This is a genomic window from Vibrio navarrensis (assembly GCF_015767675.1).
Lineage (GTDB): Bacteria > Pseudomonadota > Gammaproteobacteria > Enterobacterales > Vibrionaceae > Vibrio.
In genome coordinates, this window is record NZ_CP065217.1 from 1,234,732 (window position 1) to 1,253,619 (window position 18,888).

The following is an 18,888-nucleotide window of genomic DNA, read 5'->3' on the forward strand; positions in this document are numbered from 1 at the left end:
GTGCTTGTTGTCCTAAAACATGAAGAAAATAACGTCATATCCTTCCCTGTATTGTTTGTCCGATTTCAGATAATAACTACGAGAATCATGAGTTGAGCAAAAAAGGGTCATCTTTGGGCTTGATTACGTAGTCGGTTGTGTAGGTGATACACTCGCTTATTGAGACAGCAATTTGGGACACGTTCCACTCAGCCGAATTGGTCATACTGACGCCATGTTCATTTATGGTGCCTATTATGCCACTCAAACATCCCATCTCTTTGCGGACAGTGATTCGGTTTCATCCCTTAAAAGTTGCCGTGACTTGGCTCATGGTGCTGGCGGAAAACGTTATGCTCGTTTTGCTGCCACTGTTTATTGGTTACGCCATTGACGGCGTATTAAACCAACACTATCCCCCTTTGATGTTGCTGGCGCTGCTGCTTTTGGTGCTGGTGCTCATTAGTGTGGCACGGCGTTTTTATGACACTCGAGTGTATGGTTCGATTCGGGTAAAGCTGGCCAATCTGGTTGAGCGCAATTTGCGTGATTTGCCTATTTCGGCCAAAGACGCACGCTTGACCATGTCGCGCGAGCTGGTGGACTTCCTTGAGAAAGATTTACCCTCCTTACTGACGGCGGTAGTGCAGCTTGTGGCGACGCTGGTGATTCTCTCTACGTTCCATTTTTCTTTGGCACTTTGCATGCTCTTTTCTGGGTTACTGATGCTGGTTATCTATGGTGCGTTCCACCGCACGTTTACCCAACTCAACGGCCAATTTAATGATCAAGTCGAGCAGCAGGTTACGTTGCTCAGCGGGGTTCGCCTGTCTGCGCTCAGGGGGCACTTTGAACGTTTAAAGCAGTGCGAAATCAAGCTGTCGGATACCGAGGCGGTGGTGTACGGCCTGATCTTTATGACCTTGTTTGGTGCGGTCATCGCGAACTTATGGATGGTGAGCTTACTGGTTGAACCGAGCGCAGGCCAAGTGTTCTCGATTGTGACTTACTCACTTGAGTTTGTCGAAACCGCGGTGATGTTGCCCATCACTTTACAAACCCTTTCACGTTTGACGGAGATAAGTCAGCGCCTCAATCACAACGCCATGCCACAAAAGGAGATGCCCTATGAAATTTAGAAAACCGCTCTCAGTGCTGGTTGGTTTGGCGGCGATTTTGCTTGCCTTGGTGGTGGTGGACGAACTGGCCCCTGAACCGAACGACGCGGCAGAAAAACAGGCACTACTTAGCCCAGTGTCGGTTTTGGAAGTGACTCCGTCACCTCATCCATCGAGGTTAACGCTATTGGGGATAACCGCAGCGCGTTGGCCAGTACAGCTGAAAGCCTCCAGCAGTGCGCAATTAAAATGGTTGGATGAGCGGATTGAACCGGGGAGTTTGGTTAAACAGGGGCAGGTGTTAGCCAGGCTAGATACCGCCGCGGTGAATGCAACGCTAGCGCAATCGTTGAGTGTTGTGAAACAAGCCGAACTGGAGTTGCAGCAGGCTCTGCATGAACAAACGGTGGCGCTAAAAATGTTGAACAGCAAAACCAGTTCCTCCTTTGCTCGTCGAGAACCCCAAGTGCTGGCGGCGCAAGCCAACCTCACTCAAGCCAAACAAGCCCATGTAAGCGCGCAGAAATTATTGGAAGAGTCGGTGATCACCGCGCCGTTTGATGCGGTGATCATCAAGCGTCATATCAGCCCCAGAGCGTGGATCGAAGCGGGGCAAGTGACGTTTGAACTCGCGGCCAGCGACTCCATTGACGTTGAGTTACCCATTTCAGAAATACACTGGCAGCAAGTTCAAACGGTACTCACGGAGCCGAGTATTAGTGTGGTGAACCGTGCCGGCCACCGCTGGCCTGCTCAGGTTCGCTATGTCTCTCCGTTGGTGGATACCAGCACTCGTCAAAGGCAGGTGGTGCTCGCGGTTCAATCTCCCTATCAAAACAAAGCGAAGTTGTATCCCAACCAACAAGTTCAGGCGGAGATCGACTTAGGCTTGAGTGAGAATGTGGTTAGCGTCCCGTTAAGCGCAATGACTCGAGACGGGTATGTCTGGACGCTAGACAGCAGCGATCGTTTACGTAAAGAGCCTGTCACCTTAATCGGGCAAGGGCATCAGCAGCTCAACATTCGATTTGATGAGCAAAGTGCGCAGGTGCGTCGAGTGGTGCAATACCCGCTCGCGTCGATGCTAAGTGGCAAACAGGTCGCGCCAGTGGCTTCTGAAAACGACCCTGACACAATGATGGTTGGGCGCGTTGCTTCAGAATCATTGAGCTTAGAGAAGCAAACGTCACTCAGTGCGGAAGCGATGATAAGTCAGGAGTCGAACAAATGAGTTGGATGACCAAGTGGTTTATTACCAATCCTGTTGCAGCCAACTTATTGATGATGGCGATTGTCTTGAGCGGTGCGCTCGCGTTTGGGCAACTGCGCGTTGAGTCGTTCCCACAAATCGCCCCATCGTCCATCAGCATTACGGTGGCGTATCCTGGCGGGACGGCGCAACAGATAGACGAGAGCGTGACACAACGCATTGAAGAGTCGATCAGCGGCATTGCCGGTATCAAGCAGATCACCAGTCAGTCGAGTGCCGGTCTTTCGCAAGTGATTGTGCGCAAAACCAGCACTACGGAGTTAGATTCGCTGTTGGATGATATTCGTAACCAAGTTAATGCGATTAATGGTTTTCCGGTGCAGGCGGAAAAGCCACAAGTGGTGCGCAACGATTTTACCAATTTGGCGGCGTTTGTGGTGGTGTCGGGGCCAAGAACGGATGACGAGTTGCAACCCATTGCCCAGCAGCTTGAGCAGGCGTTAAAAAAGCACCCACGCATTTCGAAGGTCTCAAACTGGGGAACCCGAACCTCTCAGCTCATCGTCGAGCCCGATCCAGAACAACTCAAGGCATTAGGATTGAGCTTGGAAACGTTAGCCAGTTTAGTTGAACAAAGTTCACTTGAGGCGCGCAGCGGTGAACTCATTAGTGACGTGGGGCGAATCGTGATTCGTGGCGACGGTTATGCGGATGATTTGCAGAAGTTGAAGCAACTGGTGGTGATGTCTGGCAGCAGTGGCAAAATACGCTTAGGTGATATCGCCAAGATAAGCCGAGGCTATCAATACAGTGGTTCCATTGTGCGAAATAATGGTGCGAATGCCATCGCGCTTTTGGTGAGCACCAGCCAAACCGACAACCTGCTTAAAGTGAGTGAGGCGATAGAAGAAACGCTCAATGTTCAGCGAGCAATCATACCGTCGGACATCACCTTGAACACCATGGCGGATATGGCACCCTACATTGAAGACCAGTTGTTTCGTCTAAGTGAAAATGCGTGGAAAGGTCTACTGATTGTCGTCGTTTTATTGGGGATTTTCCTCGAAATCCGACTCGCCTTTTGGGTGGCCATGGGTATCCCCATTGCGCTTGCTGGAACGCTTGCGGCCATGCAGTGGTTTGACTACAGCATCAATGACATCACCTTGTTTGGCTTCATCTTGGTACTCGGTGTGCTGGTGGACGATGCGGTGGTGGTGGGAGAAGCGATCCACGAAAAACGAGCGAGCCATCTCAGTGGCAAAAACGCGGCGTGGCAGGGCGTGCATTCTGTCTCCGTGGCCACCGTTTTTGGTGTGCTGACGACGATCGCGGCGTTTTCGCCGATGTTGTGGATCAATAACGAACTGGCCAAAGTGTTCGCTGGGTTCTCGGCGGTGGTGATCTTGGCGTTAATCTTTTCGCTTATCGAAAGCAAATTCATTCTACCGTCCCACTTGGCCCAGCTCTCGAGCAAATCCCCATCACTCGGTGTTGTTGGCAAGATTCAAGCCTTCGCTCAAGGTGGCTTGCAGCGATTTAATATCAAGCTATACCAACCGACGCTAGAATTTGCGCTGCGCTACAAAGTGGCGTTCTTGCTCGGTTTTGTCGCCACTCTCATCTTGGCCTACGGGATGTGGTTCAACGGCACCATTCGCAGTGCATTGTTCCCAGAAATCCCGGGCCGTTACCTCAGCGCAGTGATTGAGCTGGAAGATGGGGCACCTTTGCCTTTGCAGCGCAAAGCTTTGCTGCAAGTGGAGCAGGCGATGTCGCGGGTGGAGCAAAGTGTCATGGTCGATTATCCGCTGCAACAGAAGCCCGTTGTCAACTTGCTGGCATGGTCTGACGGGCAGGGGGACATTGAAGTGACGGCGGAACTGACCAGTGAATCGCTCAGTGTATTGCCAGGTAATGGGTTGCTGACACGATGGCGAGAAAGCACTGGGCAGGTCGAGGGCGCGTATTCGGTCAAGTTTAGTGCCGCAGAGGAGCCTGCCGGAGGGACATTCTTCACCATCTCAAGTGATGACCGCGAGCTCGCATCGCGTGTAAGTAAGCAGTTGAAGAACGCGCTGTCGTCATTGCAAGGGGTATCGGATGTGTACGACGATGGCCAAAATGGCGTGCCACAAGTCCGTTTGGTATTGAACCTCTATGGCCAGCAACTTGGGCTAACGCAAGCGAAACTGGCGCAACTTGCCGGAGAAGCGTTTGGTGAAAGAGAAATGCACCGCCTGTTGGACAATGGGCGAGAGACCAAAGTGTTACTGCAATACCCTCGTGATCAGCGTAAAACCTTGGCTCAGTTGCAGCAAACGCTCATCCTGCTACCCACAGGTGGCAGTGTGATGCTCGGTGATATCGCCGAGTTGCATCATGAGCAAGAACCTCAAGTGCTGTACCGCCGCAACCGAGAGCAAGTCATCAATCTCTATTGGCAACAAAATCGCAATCTGCAATCACCCGAGCAAACCCGAGAGCAGCTCCAGCAGACGATCAATGCCCTTCATCAGCAATACCCAAACGTGACCATCAAAGCGGGCGGTGAGTTTGAAGAAATAGGGGAGGTCTCAGCGGGTTTTCAATCGGCGTTGATACTGACGCTACTGATGATCTACATCTTATTGGCGGTGCCGTTGAGATCGTACTGGCAGCCGATGATCATTATGGCCGTGATCCCGTTTGGCTTTGCGGGGTCGATTTTTGGCCACTATCTGATGGGCTTGCCCATCAGCATCTTGTCCATGTTTGGCATGATGGCCATGACCGGTATCGTGATCAATGACTCCTTGGTTCTGATCACCCGCTTTAATCAGGAATACCGCCAAGGTGTTCCGTTGCAGCAGGCGTTAGTCACGGCTGGGACGAGCCGTTTGAGAGCGATTTTTCTCACCACCATCACCACCGTGTGTGGCTTGTTACCTTTGCTCAGTGAAAGCGCGGAGCAGGCTCAGTATTTAAAGCCCGCAGCGGTATCCTTAGTGTTTGGTGAGCTGTTTGCTACTGCCGTGACGCTGATTCTTATTCCGGTACTGTTGGGGCTGTTTTGCCGCAAACCTCCCATCGTTGAGCCGGAATCACTGGAAGTGCTGTCCGTGGAGCATTCGTGATTGATTTTATAAAAAACACGGCACATAGTGAGTGCAATTATTCCAAGCGCAACGATGCCATGATGCCCGAAAACCAACCCGTTTTTCAGCTCGTCCCTGAAATCGCCTTACTCGAATCGTTACCAGCGCACCTGAAAAAGCGCTTCACGCACGCGCTTCACTTGATGCATCAAGAGTGGGGCGAGCGTCGAACGTGGGAAGAAATCGCGACGAAAAGCGCTATTTCTCCCTATCATTTTCATCGTCAATTTACCGAGTTGTTTAACGAAACGCCTGGGCAGTATCTCAGTCGAGTTCGGTTGCAAGTGGCGGTTGGCCTGCTACTAAGCGACGAGCAGTGGAGCGTGATTGACATCGCGCTGTACTGCGGTTTTTCATCATCCCAGTCGTTGGCTAAGGCATTGAAGCGCGAGCTTGGGGTGACTGCCAAACAGATTCGAAACATGGGTTCCCAAGCGACCCCCAAGGAGACACTGGATTTCATCCAGCGACTAGCGCATCCGGGGATGCAGGCGTCGATGGAAAAAGAGCTGGCGCAAGCGATGCCAACCGAACTCGTTTGGTATCCGCAGCGGGGCATGCAAAAACTCAAATTGGAGACGGCAGATTGGGACAGTGTGTTTGAGTTGTATGGTGAGAAGTCAACACATTTGATGAGCACGTTACCGCTCAAACAACTGGAGAAGGCGTGGGATGAGATTGACGCGGAAATTGGTAACTGGCAGGTGGCCAAAGCGCGTTACGATCGAATAATTCCGGAAGGATACTACTTATGCAGCGAGGTCTATCTCGCTTCCGATGTCGCGTACAGCACCGCGTTAGATGCGTTGTTTGATGCGGCGGAAAAACAGGGTTTGCCGCTGGATCTCAATGGCTACTTGGTGGAGATGATTCGCCATGTCGATACATCGGAGTTTGAAGGGGTAACCTTCTCATTCCAGTTACCTGTGTTGGTCTAGGCGGCAGGCAACTGTTTCTCTCACTCAATCCCTCTTGAACCTGTTTACAATTGAGCAAACACGGACACATTTTGTTCCCATCACCGTGGAACAATCCCACCACAAAGTCATTGAAGCACACCGTTGGGCTCGTGATGAGTGGATGGTGGCAATCTTAAATCAAGAAGGGATAAAGTGTGAAAACGGACCTAGTTACGGTTACATCGCTATTTATGGCATTCGCCGCTCAGTGTGCGGGTTTGTTTTTCTGGCGCCAAGGCTAGTAAACGTGCTCGGCACGGCGTTGAGTTACTCGGGCATTATCGAGTAGCACAGGTTTTAAGTGGTTTTAAGTCGTGGCGTAATGCCCATTCATGACTGTCTAATAACGTTGTTTTACTGATGTTGTCGGTAAAGGCAGAAAACGGACAGCTAGTGCCTTGCGACGCGCATAACGTCGGCTCGCATCCGTCGGGCGATGGATGCGAGCCGCTGCTTATTTTTCTTCGAGCAGATATTCGTAGCGTTGATCGGTGAGTGTTTTCATGAAGGCGACTAACGCGTCCACTTGCTTATCGGTCAAAGCGCGCGATTGAAACTTTGCTTCGGTGAGCGCTAGGTTTTTATCAACCTCAGGTGCTCGCCAAGGTTGGCCTGTTTCCGGGTTAATCGTGCGGGTTGAGTTATTATATTTGTCGTAAAACAGCACCACAGTACGCAAGTCTTTAAACACGCCGTTGTGCATATAGGGGCCAGTCACGGCCACGTTGCGCAGTGTCGGCACTTTAAACTTGCCAGCTTGCGCTTCATCGTCGATGCGCGGGTGCTCAAGCAGCCCTTTGTCAATGTGCTCCGCGCCTAGGCCGTTGACCTTACGCACCGCCGTATTCACCGGAACCCCTAAGTTGTGGTACTCATAGTTGCTAAATGTCTCCCCTTGGCTGTTTGGAAAGGCTTTTAGCTGGTGGCATGCGTTGCAATTGGTGAACTGCTGAGAAAAGAACAGCGCCTCACCCAACGACTCTTGCTGAGTCAGTTCGACTTCATTGCGCAGATAGCGGTCGTATTTAGAATCAAAGGGCGAAAAAAAGTCGGTTTTTTCAAACGCGGCAATACTTTCTGTCATGGCAAGATAGGCGGCGTCGGTGTCTGACCATATCGCGTCACCAAATAAAGCCGTGAACCCTTGCACGTAGGCACGGTTTTCCTTGAGCCTATCGACCACGGCTTGTTTGTTGGGCATGCCCATTTCAAGTGGATTTAAAGGGGGGCCACCAGCTTGACCAGCCAAATCGCGCTCTCTGCCATCATGGAAGAGCCCGCCTTTAAATTCACCCGCATCATTACGGGTTATGCGAGGGATTTTATTGGCGTAAGAGGCAGTTGGCGTATTGCGGTCACCAAACGACACGCCATCGTCGCCTTTTGAGACCATTCCCTTCAGCTCTGACGCTCTGTTGTCAATAAAAGCATGGTTCGGATTGTGGCAAGTGGCACAAGATTGCGTTCGATTTTGCGAGAGATTGACATCAAAAAACAACATCTGCCCGAGTTGCTCCTTGGTCATGGTTGAACCATCGCTGGCTGCAATAGGGTAAGCATGAAGTAACGTAACAAGACCTAGCCATAACGCTGTGGGTTTGGACAAAATAACCTCCGTGGTAAGAATGCCCAAGCAGTTGGGCTGTCATAGGTGGCGAAGATTATACCTCAAGCACGCGACTAACGAATACTGGATGAAGTCCTCGTATAAGGAAATGATGACAATGAAGGATAGAGGTTCACTCGCGAAGTTTTTATATTTGAATCAGTTTCTTATGTTTGGAGTGGATAAGAGCCAATGGGTTATTGCTGTCCGGCATGCGAGTGGGGTCGCATCCAGCCTTCAAACAGTGAAGGTGGAATTGCAACGCTCGGCATGTTGATGCTTAAGTTGGTACTACCAAAAGCGGATGTACGCTCTGCGTAAGGCGATTGCGCATCACTTGTTTCTAAACACAGAATCATGGACTGGGAGAGAATAATGCAAGCAAAAGAGGTCGTTTAGCCTTCTAGGTGGCGATGAAATGTAAGGATTTTGCGAAAGCCAGTGAATGGTTGAGTTTGGATTTTGAGGGCTTTTGCCCCCATCGGGTGAACGGAATCGAGGCGCTAAATCGTACATTGAAATATTGGCAGCCTAAGGCGCTCAAAAAAGCTCAGCATGGCAACATACTGAGCTTTTTACGTTTTTATAGGTCAAGCCGTTCTCGTTACACTTTGAAGAAGGCCACTTCCTGTTTGAGATGGTTGGAAAGGGCATTCAAGTTCTGGCTGGCGACTTGGTTGTTCTCCATTAAGCGAATGGATTCGTTCGACATACTGGAGATTTGTTGCATGGCGACGACTAACTCGCGAACCACTTCCACTTGCTCATCGGTGGCAATGACAACGTCACGCACTCGATTGAGTGAGTCCTGAGACTGCTGCTCAATGCTCACCAGCAGCTGGCTTGCTTCCGCGGTATTTTTCTGGCAACTCTCGACTTTAGGTTGTGTGTTCTCCATGGCGGTCACGCTCGCCACAGTCTGGGCCTGCACTTCTTTGAGCATCGCTTCAATTTGTGTTGTCGCTTCGCCAGTGCGTTTGGCTAGGTTTCTCACTTCATCGGCTACCACGGCAAAACCTCGTCCGGATTCACCTGCACGTGCTGCTTCTATTGCCGCATTGAGCGCAAGCAAGTTGGTTTGCTCTGAAATACCGCTGATCATATTGACGATTCCACCGATATCGCGCGTTTTTGCCTCAAGTTGTTTGACCTGAGCCACGGTGTCATTGACCGCTGTGGTGACAGAAAGCATTTGTTCTGCAACCGCCGCTATGCGAACGCGACCATCGCGCGCATTGTCCGATGTGTTGACCGAGTTTTGCTCTGTAAGGCTGACCACTTTGGCGATGTCATCAATACTCGCGTGCATGGTTTCTAACTGAGCTGCCATATTCTGAGTCAGAATAGCCTGCTGCTGCGCTGAATCAAACACCGAGCTAGAGCCGCTAGAAACGGCTTCTACTTGGGTTGCCAACTGCTCTGATGCGCGGCGGATATTGAGCACAATCGAGCTCAGTTTGTCGGACATCTGTGACAGAGAATGGAGAATGCTACCGCGTTCACTGGGTTCATAGTGCTGAGTGAGTTCGCCGCTGGCCATTAACTGAATCGCATTTTGCGCCACATACGGTTCGCTGCCTAAGGAAAGACGAAAACTGCGTTCGATCATAAAACCCACCAGTGCGGAGATCACAACCGCGATACCGCTTAAAGCCAGCATCAGGCTTTGAAATCCATTGGCTTGTGCTCGCGCTATCGGTGTTAGTTGCTGATTGAGTGATTCTTGATAATCAATAAATTCATTGATTGCCTGTAACCAGTTGGCGAAATTTGGCCGAACCTTATCCAGCAGGAGCGGCGTGACGTCTTCACCGTTCGATTTTTTCACAATCACTTCTTGCACCAGAGGTAGAGTCTTGGCTTGTATTTCATCAATTCGTCGCAGAATGTCTCTTTCCATCGCTGAAAACGGAACGCCGTCAGACATCATACGTTGCATGTTTTGCTCAGATTGTTGGTAGAAGCTTTCCAAATGGCGAATATCATCCTCAAACAGACCAATTTCCTCAGAGCTTCGCGCCATCGCTATATCACGAATCGCAATCGCTCGGTCATGAACACTGCCTCGATAGTTGATGGCGTAGCGCTGCTTCACGGAGTTGATGTCGGTCACCTCCTCTAAGCTCATGTCGATAAAATTGACTTTTTGAATACCAATGATGGTCAGTACGCCCATCAGAGCGACTAACGTACCAAAGCCTAGAGCCAAACGCGTCCTTACTTTTAACTTTGCGAGGTATTGCATTTCATTCTCCTGATAGCAAACGAAATGGTTGGGGGCGTCCCCCGAACCTATGTTTTTTGGTTTTTTAGAAAGTAGATAGACCTTGTTTTACTTAAAAAATGATAAGCAACGAGTTAAGGGCAGATTGGTCACAACAAAGCCAAAATTGGCTTTCAGCTTTCAATAGCGAGAGAGTGTTGTGGTTTCACCAGCGTATCTTTGCAAAGAGTGGACGGGCATGTCCAATCACTTGCCTCGATTGGATTAATTGGTGTAATCAATGGTAACGAACTTAATGATTCAACTCTCTTGTGTATGGCTCGCGCCGTAAGTTACCAAGGAAGCTCCTTGCCATCATAGGCATAAAATCCGCCGCTTTGTTCAGGCGTTGCCGCTGCAATCAAGCCAATCAAATCGTGCGCAACACAGGCGGGGCTGAACAGTTTCTCTGGGGCGACATTGCTGTGAAACGGCGCAGAGAGTTTGGTGTCGGTTGTGCCGGGATGCAGTGCCAATACCACGCCTTTTTTCAGTGAACGTTGCCATTCAATCGCTAATGTTTTCAGCAGCATATTGAGCGCCGCTTTCGAGGCGCGATAGCTGTACCAACCGCCGAGTTGGTTATCACTGATACTGCCGACCTTGGCGGAAAGCGTGGCAAACTTGCCCGCTTCACTCTGCTTCAGTTTGGCGGTGAAATGCTTGGCAAGCAGTAGGCTAGGCAAGGCATTGTGGGTCAGGTTGTAGAGGAAAAAATCCGCATCTAAGGCATTGAGGTTCTTTTCTGGTCCTTTACTTGCCGTATGCAGTACGCCGACACAGTTGATAAGCCAATCGATTTGGCTAAATTGCTCACTCAGGGCTTGTACCTGCGCTTCTTGGGTGGCATCGAGTGCGTGCCAAGTCAGCCGCGGGTGCTGCCACGTCGGCGTAGTACTATGGTAAGTCGCATGCACGTTGGCCTTACTAAACCGGTTCAGCGCTTCTTGCACCATCGCCAAACCAATACCGCCGCTGCCACCGATGATCACGATATTCATGATGAGCTTTCCTTATTTTGAGGATGATGGATAAGAAGAGACGCGTTGGCGGCGATTGGCCAGTCAACCATATCGACACTATCAAGCGTCAAATTTTCCAGAGCATTTAGCTTGCCACACTCCGTTCCGCACCATTTGGCAACGAATTCGCCCTTTGGATCGTAAGTGTGCGCCTGTTTGGCGAGGTTGAATTGCCGCGAGCCGCGTGGATCGGCTCCGACTCCCGCCAAATATTGCCAGTTGCCCCAGTTGGATCCGACATCGTAATCCATCAACTGAGTTTCAAAATAAGCGGCACCATAGCGCCAATCTAAGCCTAGTTCGTTGACTAGGCAACTGGCGACTAACTGTCGACCACGGTTGGACATGTAACCCGTTTGATTCAGTTGCCGCATACAGGCATTCACAATGGGGAAAGGCGTTACTCCGTGCTTCCACTGTAAAAAGCGCTGCGCATAGAAACTGGTGAGCGGTTTTTTCTCGCCAATCCCAGAGAAGCGAAACAGTTTTGCGCCATAGCGCCGCGCGTACCAGTAAAAATATTCACGCCACAGTAACTCAAAGAAAATCCAGTAGGTGGAATCGTTCGCGCCATGTACAGCTTCATAACGCTGCAACATGGCATAAATGGTTTTTGGCGAAACCGCGCCGAGCGCGAGCCAAGGCGAAAACTTAGTGGAATAATCCATGCCGTCTAACCCATTGCGCGTCTCTTTATAGCGACTGGGGAGCATGGAGGAGAAATAGTGTTGGCAATGCGTCAGCCCTGCTTGCTCACCACCGATAAAGGCGCTGTGATTCGGCTCGGTAACAATGTCCAGCAAAGGCAACTGCCAGCCTTGATAAATGGGCGGTAAAACACGCGGATAACCCATCGGTGCAGAAAGGGGGAGCATTTCTACTTGCTTGCGAAATTGGGTAAAGGTGCTCGGTAGCGCCTCAAGTGCAAACGGCAACTGCGGCTCACTCAATAAGCTGCGCAGAGCTTGCTGATGGATGTGCACAGAAGGAAAATCCTGATGAATGCGCGCGATAGCGTGGCGCTCATCTGAGCCCGCCATTGCATCCACATAAATATCCGTAATCTCGACTTGAGTCAGTAGATGGCGCAGCGCTTGATAGGGCAAAAGTGGCGTCACCCAAAGCTTTTGGCCTAGCGTACTGAGCGAATGATCTAAGTCAGCCAAGGTTTGGTTGAGAAACTTTTTTTTGGCTTCGCCCCATTGGGTTTGCTGGGCGTAGCGCGCCAAAAATGGCGTAATCGAGGGATAACAGTACAAACAGATCAAGCGATCTACTTGCTGTGCGGCTTGCTCAAGTAGCGGGTTATCGTTCACTCGTAAATCGTTGGTAAACCAGTACAGGCCAATTTTTTTACTCACGCTATCTTCTCTTGAAATTGCTTACTTAATCTGATTTTTACGTATCTGGCTCTTTATCGATCAAGACAATATGTGGAGAATTTTTCCGCTACATTCTTCTCGTTCTTACCCATCTATTGGTGGTCTTTGGAGCCTATTATGTTGATCAGACGCAAAAAAACCAAGCGACTTAACCTCGCTTGGTTTTGATTAATAGCTCACTTGGTTTTGATTAATAGCGCGCTTGGCTGTGATTAATAGAACGTGGGTAGGGCTCTTATTGGCGTCGTGATCGGCGCAGCCACATCATAGCCAATAAAGCCAATCCGGAGCCGAGCCCTAAACTACCCGCGTCACTACTATTATTGCTGCGAATGAGATCCAGCGTTTCTTGCAGGATATCGGTGAGCAATTGACGATGTTTTAGCTCAGTGAGACTCACGTGGCTATCACTCTGTTTACTGTTTTGACTGCGGTGGTACACCAATCGAACTTTGTTACTCGCACTATACATTTCAAGCGAATAACTGCCTTTACTCAGTATTTCATTGGTATAGCCGAAGAATACTTTCTCTTTTTTACCGTTTAAGTAAACCGTTAATGAATCTAACCCGCCATCGGACTGGATCCAGTAATTAAATGAAAACTCACCTCTTGGCAGGTTATCAAGCACTAACTCAGAGGTTTGATTGGCTTCTAGGTCAGTTGCACTGTGTAACACCTTGCTATCAACTTGCCAGCGATGATTGTTTTCGTAAGCGCTGTGATTGGGTAGTGCCTTGAGGTAGCTTTTTACTTCGTTAGAGGCGGGCTGAAGCGCATGATAATCTAACCACGCGGCGACTTTTCCTTCTTTTAGGTCACTTGATTCAAACTCAAGCAACACACGACCGAGTGTGTACTCAACAATGCTGTAATCCACTTCAATTTGGCACTGCTCGCCGGGAGAGAGGTGGCCTGAACAAGTGTCGTTAGCAGGGTCGATAATGGTTAACAAAGTGTTTCCGTTGACCGTCGCTTGAGGATTTTTCAGCTCAATACTTTTGTTGGATTGATTGGTAAAGGTAAAAATGTGCTTGCGGTTCGCTGCAAGGCCTATGATGCCAATGTTTTTACTTTGACGATAAGAAAGACCCGCGGTGCGATCCTCAATCCAATTCTGATAGTCACTCACCTTGGTATAGACTCCGGGGTTAAGACCGCAGCCGACGCCCCAACTGACAATACCCATCTGTTTAAGGCCGTTGGTGGCGTCATACATAATCGGACCGCCGCTGTCACCTTGGCAGCTGTCAACACCGATTTCACCAGCGCAAAATACGTGGTCACCAAGATTTTTGTAGCTACTGTTCGATGCTTTGCATTTTGCCAGAGATACGAAGGGCACGGATGCTTGATGAAGCACTCTTGGGTTGTCGCTGCTGACCTTTTTCACCGGGTCATAATGACGGCTACCAAAGCCGATCACATTCAATGAGAGATTTTCGTTTAGCTCATTAAAATCATCGCTTTTTGCCACGGTGAGTAAAGGATTATTGATGGCACGAGTTAATTCTAAAATGGCGATATCGTCGCCATCAAAGGCCGTTTGGTAATTTTGATGGAGATAAATCTGTTTTATCCCGACTCTAACCGCAGAAGATAAGTCATCAAAATTGTAGGCATTCACCACCGCCTGTACGTCGGAAGCGAGCGTTTGTCTATCAACGCAATGCGCGGCGGTTAAAACATATTGATTGGCGATGAGGCTGCCACCGCAAAATGGCTGAGTTGCGCCGTTTCGGGTTAAGGCGACCATAAATGGCCATGCGTTAGGTTGCGCTTTATCACCGCCGATCACTCGAGCTGTGATATCAGATTCCATTCCAGAAGCAGTAAAAGAAGAAAACAGCAGTAACGTTCCAAATGCTGTCGATAGAAGGTTGTGCTTCATAGATACCTCAAAAGAACCCACAGTCATTCGTGGGAACGGTACCATACCAGATTTGAATAAATAGTAAACAAAAATGTGGTAAATAGGATTTGTTTAATATAAATGCTATTGCATATGAGTTGTTTGCATTTTGTTTGAATAAAGAAACTGCGGTGAAGATCGCCAAAACGTGACAATTTGTGATTATGATTTAGAAAATTAACGCCATTTAATAGTTTGAATGTTGTAAATTGCATACTCGGTAATATTCACTATAATTCGTTATTATTTCTGTCAATATACGATGCTAACGTATATGAAATTTCTCTCAATTGTCTCAAATTAAGGAAGATACATGTTGAGTGCGTGGATCGCAAAATGGTTAGAGCTGCGCGTCGATGATGAACGCTACAAGGATTACTCTTTTCTGGTCATTTCCTTGATGATTCTCGGTTTCACCAATCTATTCTTTCTCTACTACAATATCTTTGTCATACCCAACACGCCAATGCGTAACACCTTGGCCATCGGTATGGTCTCGTGTGTGATCAGTTTGCTGCTGATGAAAGAGTGTCGAGCGCCAAAGATTGCGGCGTTTATCATGCAGTTAAACATGACCCTTTCGAGTATGTCGATTATCGTTCAGGAAGGGCACCACGAACTTTCCATTGCCTTCATCTTTATCACCCCGATGCTTTCTATGCTGATTTTGGGTTACAAGCTAGGTGCTTGGTTTAGCGGCATTACATACCTTATCACTGCCTCTTATGTACTAACGACGATGGACTCTTGGCAGCCCGCCTACTTTGAAACCATCAGTTTTATCCATTTCACTACGATATTTGCCTTTTTGTTTTTTGTCGGCTTTTTTTACGACCATAGTCGTCGTCAGTTATTGGAATCTCTGCGTAAATCGAACCAAAAACTGCAAGACTTAGCGACCCAAGATCAACTGACGGGTTTGGCAAATCGTCGCTGTTTGGATGATTTTTTGCACAATGTACAGCAAACACGTTGGATCGCCATGATTGATGTGGATGACTTCAAACAGATCAATGACCTGTTGGGTCATGATGTGGGCGATTGCGTATTAATCAATCTTGCGCGTTGTTTGCAGCAAGCGGCTGAGCCTCGGGATCTGGTTGGTCGCTGGGGTGGGGAAGAGTTTCTCTTCTCGATTGACGCCGACAGTGAACAAGCGGCGCAGGAGAAAGTACAACGCCTGCTTGATGGCATCGCCTGTTTTGATTTTGCTATTGAGCGGCCAGTCACCGTCAGTATCGGATTAGCGCTTCATCAACCGGGTCAGCATCGTAGCGCGCTGCTGCATGCTGATGAAGCGCTGTATCTCGCCAAAGCGTCGGGCAAAAATCAGTTTTGCCTTGCGACTGAGAAGTTTGACTATGCGGTATGAAGTGGATTGCTAAACACGGGCGTCATCTTGTTGGTGACATCGCCCATCACTTGTGCCGCTCTAAAGGCGGCGTCCAAACAGATCGACTGCGCTTGTTTTAGCGATGCCGGAAACTCAACCCAGACAGTTTGAATAGCGTCGTTGCTTTGTAAGTAGTAGCGCTTAGTTCTGCAATCGCTGATGTTGGTCCATAGAGTGAATGAGTTGAAGGTGATGCCTGCTTTTTTCTCCAATTGCTCTTCAAGATTGTTCGGATGCAGCGCTTCAAACCCTTGCGGAACTTTACATGGGGAAATCATCGCAGCCACCTGAGCAACACGATCAACCTGAGTTAAATTCTCGTTTTGCAGCAACCGATAGTAGCTAGCACGCTCGAATCTTTGTACCGAGGTATGTCCGCCTGGCGCAGTAAATACAGGATTTAGATTCGCTGTCTTGGTTTTGTTCCACTGATAGCGCCAGTATGTATCAAGGCTGAGCTGGGTCTGATAATCGGGCTCGTTGGTCATCACGGTAAAGTCACGATGATGATAAATGGTCAGTTTGCCGTCATGAATTTCCAAAATGGCTGAATCACCATGCTGGTCAGAAATCGCTGCATGAACCTGCGCGGGGGCATTGGGATCACCGGGCACGCTGCCGCCGAAAAAGCAGATCTCCATACCCGGTTCTGGGAACGAGAAATAGCTCACCGCTTCTCGCACTGTCGCGAAGTGATCGAGCATAAATTGCCCCCAACGTAGCACGCTCAGCCCTTTTTGCTCGTCACTGAGTGACCCTTGGTGAAAGGTGCAGTTCGTGTCGTATAACACGTTGGCGACAAAACCTTTTTCATTCATACCATCACAAAATCCAAAGCCATCTTCGTCATCGCCTAGCAAGGTGGCTATGCTCGCATATTTTGCCTGCCATTTGAGCACTTGCTTTTTCATCAGCCCTTCTTTTTTGCGTTCGGCCTTGCTCATGCCGACTGCGTTACCTCCACTTGGGGTAAGCAGTAGTGTGGCATCAAGGTGAAACTCCCAATCCATGTTGCGAGCAACGGCGACCTGTTTGTTATCCATATTGTTGAGAATGCGAGTGCACATAGTGTTGTTATGTCCTTTGTGTTGTTTTTGCAAAAGTTGCCCAGCTTGACGCGCCAGCACCAATCGATAAGGTTGTATGCGCTTGGCTGAGCAATAGATGTAGCAGAATGTCATGGGATTTGGCGGGATGATATATTTAAAATGAGAGTTGTGCTTATTTTTTGGTGTGAAATTCTACTGTCATATTAAGTGGTTAACTTGTGCGGCGAGTTTAGTCAGGCTGCTTTGCAGCAAAAGAGTAAGTGTGATCTGTTATGAGTAAAAAAATTCATTCTTCCGATTCGACCATTATCAAGCTCTTACAACAGCGAGGTTTGATAAAAAGCGAAGCCGTTGCAAGGCTCAAGCAGGATGTCTATCGCTTGCATCCCGAAGAGGTGACGAAAGTGAAGAATTATGCCGAGCATTTTGGCATCCATGCGAAGGAAAAGCTCATCGATGAAATTCTGGATCTGCGCCGAGATGCGTTAATTCATCGTCTGTCGCGTGAAAGTGAAGGCGTCCAAACCACCCCTAAAAGGCGACTGACGCCGGTTGAGTGAGGGCTGACAGTCTTGATGCATCAGCGTTAGAGCATCGGCAAAGCGCTTTTGCCAGTGTTCTGGTAATGGCTGGAGTAGGGCAATTTCTGGCACAAGGTTAACACAATACAAAAGCAGCCTCCTTGCTGCGGCTCGCTATTCACACGCCTGGGTCATTGAGCTTGTGCAACTTGGCCAAGCCAAGTGTCGAGGGTGTCGAAAAACTCGCGGGCATACGCCTCGTCGCCATACCAATAGAGCTTGATGAGAAACCAAGTCCCCGGCGTCTGGGTATTGAATGTCGGATGTTTGAGTAAACTGTGTGTGGCGTTGGCAATCCGCTTGATGGTCAGGCTGTTTTGCCCTTGAAATAGTTTGCTCAGTAGCCGACGGGTGTGGTTGATATCCACGTTGAGGTCCTGCTCTCCCAGTAAGATGAGCCCGGGTTTTGTCAGGTTTTGGTAATCATTGCTCGCATCAGCAAAAGCGTTCAGTTTGGCAAAGTGAAAGCGCTCTTCACTCATCAAGTTGGGCTGGTTGGCGTACTGCGCTGTGTAATCGGCGTAGCTGGGACTAGCTTGCCAAAAAGCAATCTCTTGCAAATGGTGCTGATAAGCCTTGGCGATGTCGCTTTCGCTTGCACCACTCGCTTCTAAGCGTGTTTTCGTTAAGTACCAGCTTTGTTGCAACCAATTGATGGCAAAGCCGACGCCGATGAAAAAATCCACCTCATCATTGCTCTTTGCGACAGCTGGCACCACCCATCCCGCTTGGCTAAAGCCTATTAAGCCAAGGCTTTTGGCTTGGTGACGGAAATGGTTTTTGACAAACGCGATGGCGTCGTGAACTTCTTGCTGGCGATCCTGCATTGATTGGTTAAGCCAATTGCCCGTCGAGTTGCCGACGCCCGGTTTGTCCCAGCTAAACACCGCATAGCCGTTGTTAATCAGCCGCTGCCAAATTGGCTCATAATAGCCGTAGGCGTCATAGCTGAGCGCTCCGTCACCGTGTACAAAAAGAATCACCCCTTTGCTTTCGGTTGGCTTTTCGGCTGATATATAAACGCCGGCAAGGGTATTGCTGCCACTTTGAAAGTGAATGATCTGCTCTTTGGCGTGTAAAGGAAAACTCACGCTCAAACAGAGCAACAAATTGAAGAGAGCTTTTGTCAGGGTTTTCATCGTCAATTCTCCATATCACTTAAATAGCGCTGCTCTTTGCGCTGTCACCTAAGTTTAAATTTGCTTCTAACCGCGCAGACGCAACCGCCTTTTTATCCGGCTTAGGGTTGGTCAGTCAGGCATCTTTCACCGAAACGG

14 protein-coding genes are annotated in these 18,888 nt (G+C 49.2%); 7 read left to right on the forward strand and 7 right to left on the reverse strand.

Features of this window, described 5'->3' with window-relative positions; all coding sequences use genetic code 11:
• Positions 1-236: 236 nt before the first annotated feature.
• From I3X05_RS05605 to I3X05_RS05625, 5 genes are read left to right on the forward strand one after another with little or no spacing between them, the layout of a single operon-like run.
• Positions 237-1,118, forward strand: coding sequence for an ABC transporter six-transmembrane domain-containing protein (locus I3X05_RS05605; RefSeq protein WP_193167183.1), 882 nt, complete (start codon positions 237-239; stop codon positions 1,116-1,118).
• Positions 1,108-2,328: an efflux RND transporter periplasmic adaptor subunit gene (locus I3X05_RS05610; protein WP_193167184.1), complete on the forward strand. Its 1,221-nt coding sequence runs from the start codon at positions 1,108-1,110 to the stop codon at positions 2,326-2,328. The genes I3X05_RS05605 and I3X05_RS05610 overlap by 11 nt, the downstream gene beginning before the upstream one ends.
• Positions 2,325-5,423 carry an efflux RND transporter permease subunit gene (locus I3X05_RS05615; protein ID WP_337970997.1) on the forward strand — a complete coding sequence of 1,033 codons (3,099 nt, stop codon included), beginning with the start codon at positions 2,325-2,327 and terminating at the stop codon, positions 5,421-5,423. The genes I3X05_RS05610 and I3X05_RS05615 overlap by 4 nt, the downstream gene beginning before the upstream one ends.
• Before the next feature lie 59 nt (positions 5,424-5,482).
• A complete protein-coding gene (locus I3X05_RS05620) occupies positions 5,483-6,382 on the forward strand; it encodes a helix-turn-helix transcriptional regulator (protein ID WP_045569019.1) in 900 nt (299 codons plus the stop codon).
• A gap of 34 nt (positions 6,383-6,416) precedes the next feature.
• Positions 6,417-6,692, forward strand: coding sequence for a hypothetical protein (locus I3X05_RS05625; RefSeq protein ID WP_139046243.1), 276 nt, complete (start codon positions 6,417-6,419; stop codon positions 6,690-6,692).
• A 165-nt stretch (positions 6,693-6,857) separates the two neighbouring features.
• On the opposite strand, the gene I3X05_RS05630 is transcribed toward I3X05_RS05625, so the two are convergent.
• The 5 genes from I3X05_RS05630 to I3X05_RS05650 all read right to left on the reverse strand — a co-directional run bounded on the left by I3X05_RS05630 (position 6,858) and on the right by I3X05_RS05650 (position 14,567).
• Positions 6,858-8,009 carry a cytochrome-c peroxidase gene (locus tag I3X05_RS05630; protein WP_052702492.1) on the reverse strand — a complete coding sequence of 384 codons (1,152 nt, stop codon included), beginning with the start codon at positions 8,007-8,009 and terminating at the stop codon, positions 6,858-6,860.
• 604 nt (positions 8,010-8,613) lie between these two features.
• Complete coding sequence (locus I3X05_RS05635) at positions 8,614-10,254, reverse strand: methyl-accepting chemotaxis protein (protein WP_193157378.1); 1,641 nt, start codon at positions 10,252-10,254, stop codon at positions 8,614-8,616.
• A 311-nt stretch (positions 10,255-10,565) separates the two neighbouring features.
• Positions 10,566-11,273: an SDR family oxidoreductase gene (locus tag I3X05_RS05640; RefSeq protein WP_045568883.1), complete on the reverse strand. Its 708-nt coding sequence runs from the start codon at positions 11,271-11,273 to the stop codon at positions 10,566-10,568.
• Positions 11,270-12,655 carry a DASH family cryptochrome gene (locus tag I3X05_RS05645; protein ID WP_337970998.1) on the reverse strand — a complete coding sequence of 462 codons (1,386 nt, stop codon included), beginning with the start codon at positions 12,653-12,655 and terminating at the stop codon, positions 11,270-11,272. The genes I3X05_RS05640 and I3X05_RS05645 overlap by 4 nt, the downstream gene beginning before the upstream one ends.
• Positions 12,656-12,911: 256 nt before the next feature.
• Positions 12,912-14,567 (reverse strand): S1 family peptidase, encoded by a 1,656-nt coding sequence (locus I3X05_RS05650; protein WP_193167191.1) that lies wholly within the window; start codon positions 14,565-14,567, stop codon positions 12,912-12,914.
• Positions 14,568-14,901: 334 nt separating this feature from the next.
• Here I3X05_RS05650 and I3X05_RS05655 point away from each other — a divergent pair, with 334 nt between their 5' ends.
• Positions 14,902-15,960 (forward strand): GGDEF domain-containing protein, encoded by a 1,059-nt coding sequence (locus I3X05_RS05655; protein WP_045568880.1) that lies wholly within the window; start codon positions 14,902-14,904, stop codon positions 15,958-15,960.
• Here I3X05_RS05655 and I3X05_RS05660 read toward each other — a convergent pair.
• Complete coding sequence (locus tag I3X05_RS05660; RefSeq protein WP_193167192.1) at positions 15,948-17,048, reverse strand: linear amide C-N hydrolase; 1,101 nt, start codon at positions 17,046-17,048, stop codon at positions 15,948-15,950. The genes I3X05_RS05655 and I3X05_RS05660 overlap by 13 nt on opposite strands.
• 254 nt (positions 17,049-17,302) lie before the next feature.
• Between I3X05_RS05660 and I3X05_RS05665 the strand changes: the two genes are divergently transcribed.
• Positions 17,303-17,590, forward strand: coding sequence for a hypothetical protein (locus I3X05_RS05665; protein ID WP_045568879.1), 288 nt, complete (start codon positions 17,303-17,305; stop codon positions 17,588-17,590).
• A gap of 152 nt (positions 17,591-17,742) precedes the next feature.
• Here the strand turns inward: I3X05_RS05665 and I3X05_RS05670 are convergent, their stop codons facing one another.
• The gene (locus I3X05_RS05670) at positions 17,743-18,750 is read right to left on the reverse strand and encodes an alpha/beta hydrolase family protein (RefSeq protein WP_337970999.1); all 1,008 of its coding nucleotides are present in this window, start codon (positions 18,748-18,750) and stop codon (positions 17,743-17,745) included.
• Positions 18,751-18,888 lie beyond the last annotated feature (138 nt).

Coding starts and splice junctions, on each gene's coding strand:
- I3X05_RS05605 (WP_193167183.1), top strand. CDS start 237: ATGCCACTCAAACATCCCATCTCTTTGCGGACAGTGATTCGGTTTCAT.
- I3X05_RS05620 (WP_045569019.1), top strand. CDS start 5,483: ATGATGCCCGAAAACCAACCCGTTTTTCAGCTCGTCCCTGAAATCGCC.
- I3X05_RS05640 (WP_045568883.1), bottom strand. CDS start 11,273: ATGAATATCGTGATCATCGGTGGCAGCGGCGGTATTGGTTTGGCGATG.
- I3X05_RS05650 (WP_193167191.1), bottom strand. CDS start 14,567: ATGAAGCACAACCTTCTATCGACAGCATTTGGAACGTTACTGCTGTTT.
- I3X05_RS05660 (WP_193167192.1), bottom strand. CDS start 17,048: ATGTGCACTCGCATTCTCAACAATATGGATAACAAACAGGTCGCCGTT.
- I3X05_RS05615 (WP_337970997.1), top strand. CDS start 2,325: ATGAGTTGGATGACCAAGTGGTTTATTACCAATCCTGTTGCAGCCAAC.
- I3X05_RS05665 (WP_045568879.1), top strand. CDS start 17,303: ATGAGTAAAAAAATTCATTCTTCCGATTCGACCATTATCAAGCTCTTA.
- I3X05_RS05670 (WP_337970999.1), bottom strand. CDS start 18,750: ATGAAAACCCTGACAAAAGCTCTCTTCAATTTGTTGCTCTGTTTGAGC.
- I3X05_RS05655 (WP_045568880.1), top strand. CDS start 14,902: ATGTTGAGTGCGTGGATCGCAAAATGGTTAGAGCTGCGCGTCGATGAT.
- I3X05_RS05610 (WP_193167184.1), top strand. CDS start 1,108: ATGAAATTTAGAAAACCGCTCTCAGTGCTGGTTGGTTTGGCGGCGATT.
- I3X05_RS05635 (WP_193157378.1), bottom strand. CDS start 10,254: ATGCAATACCTCGCAAAGTTAAAAGTAAGGACGCGTTTGGCTCTAGGC.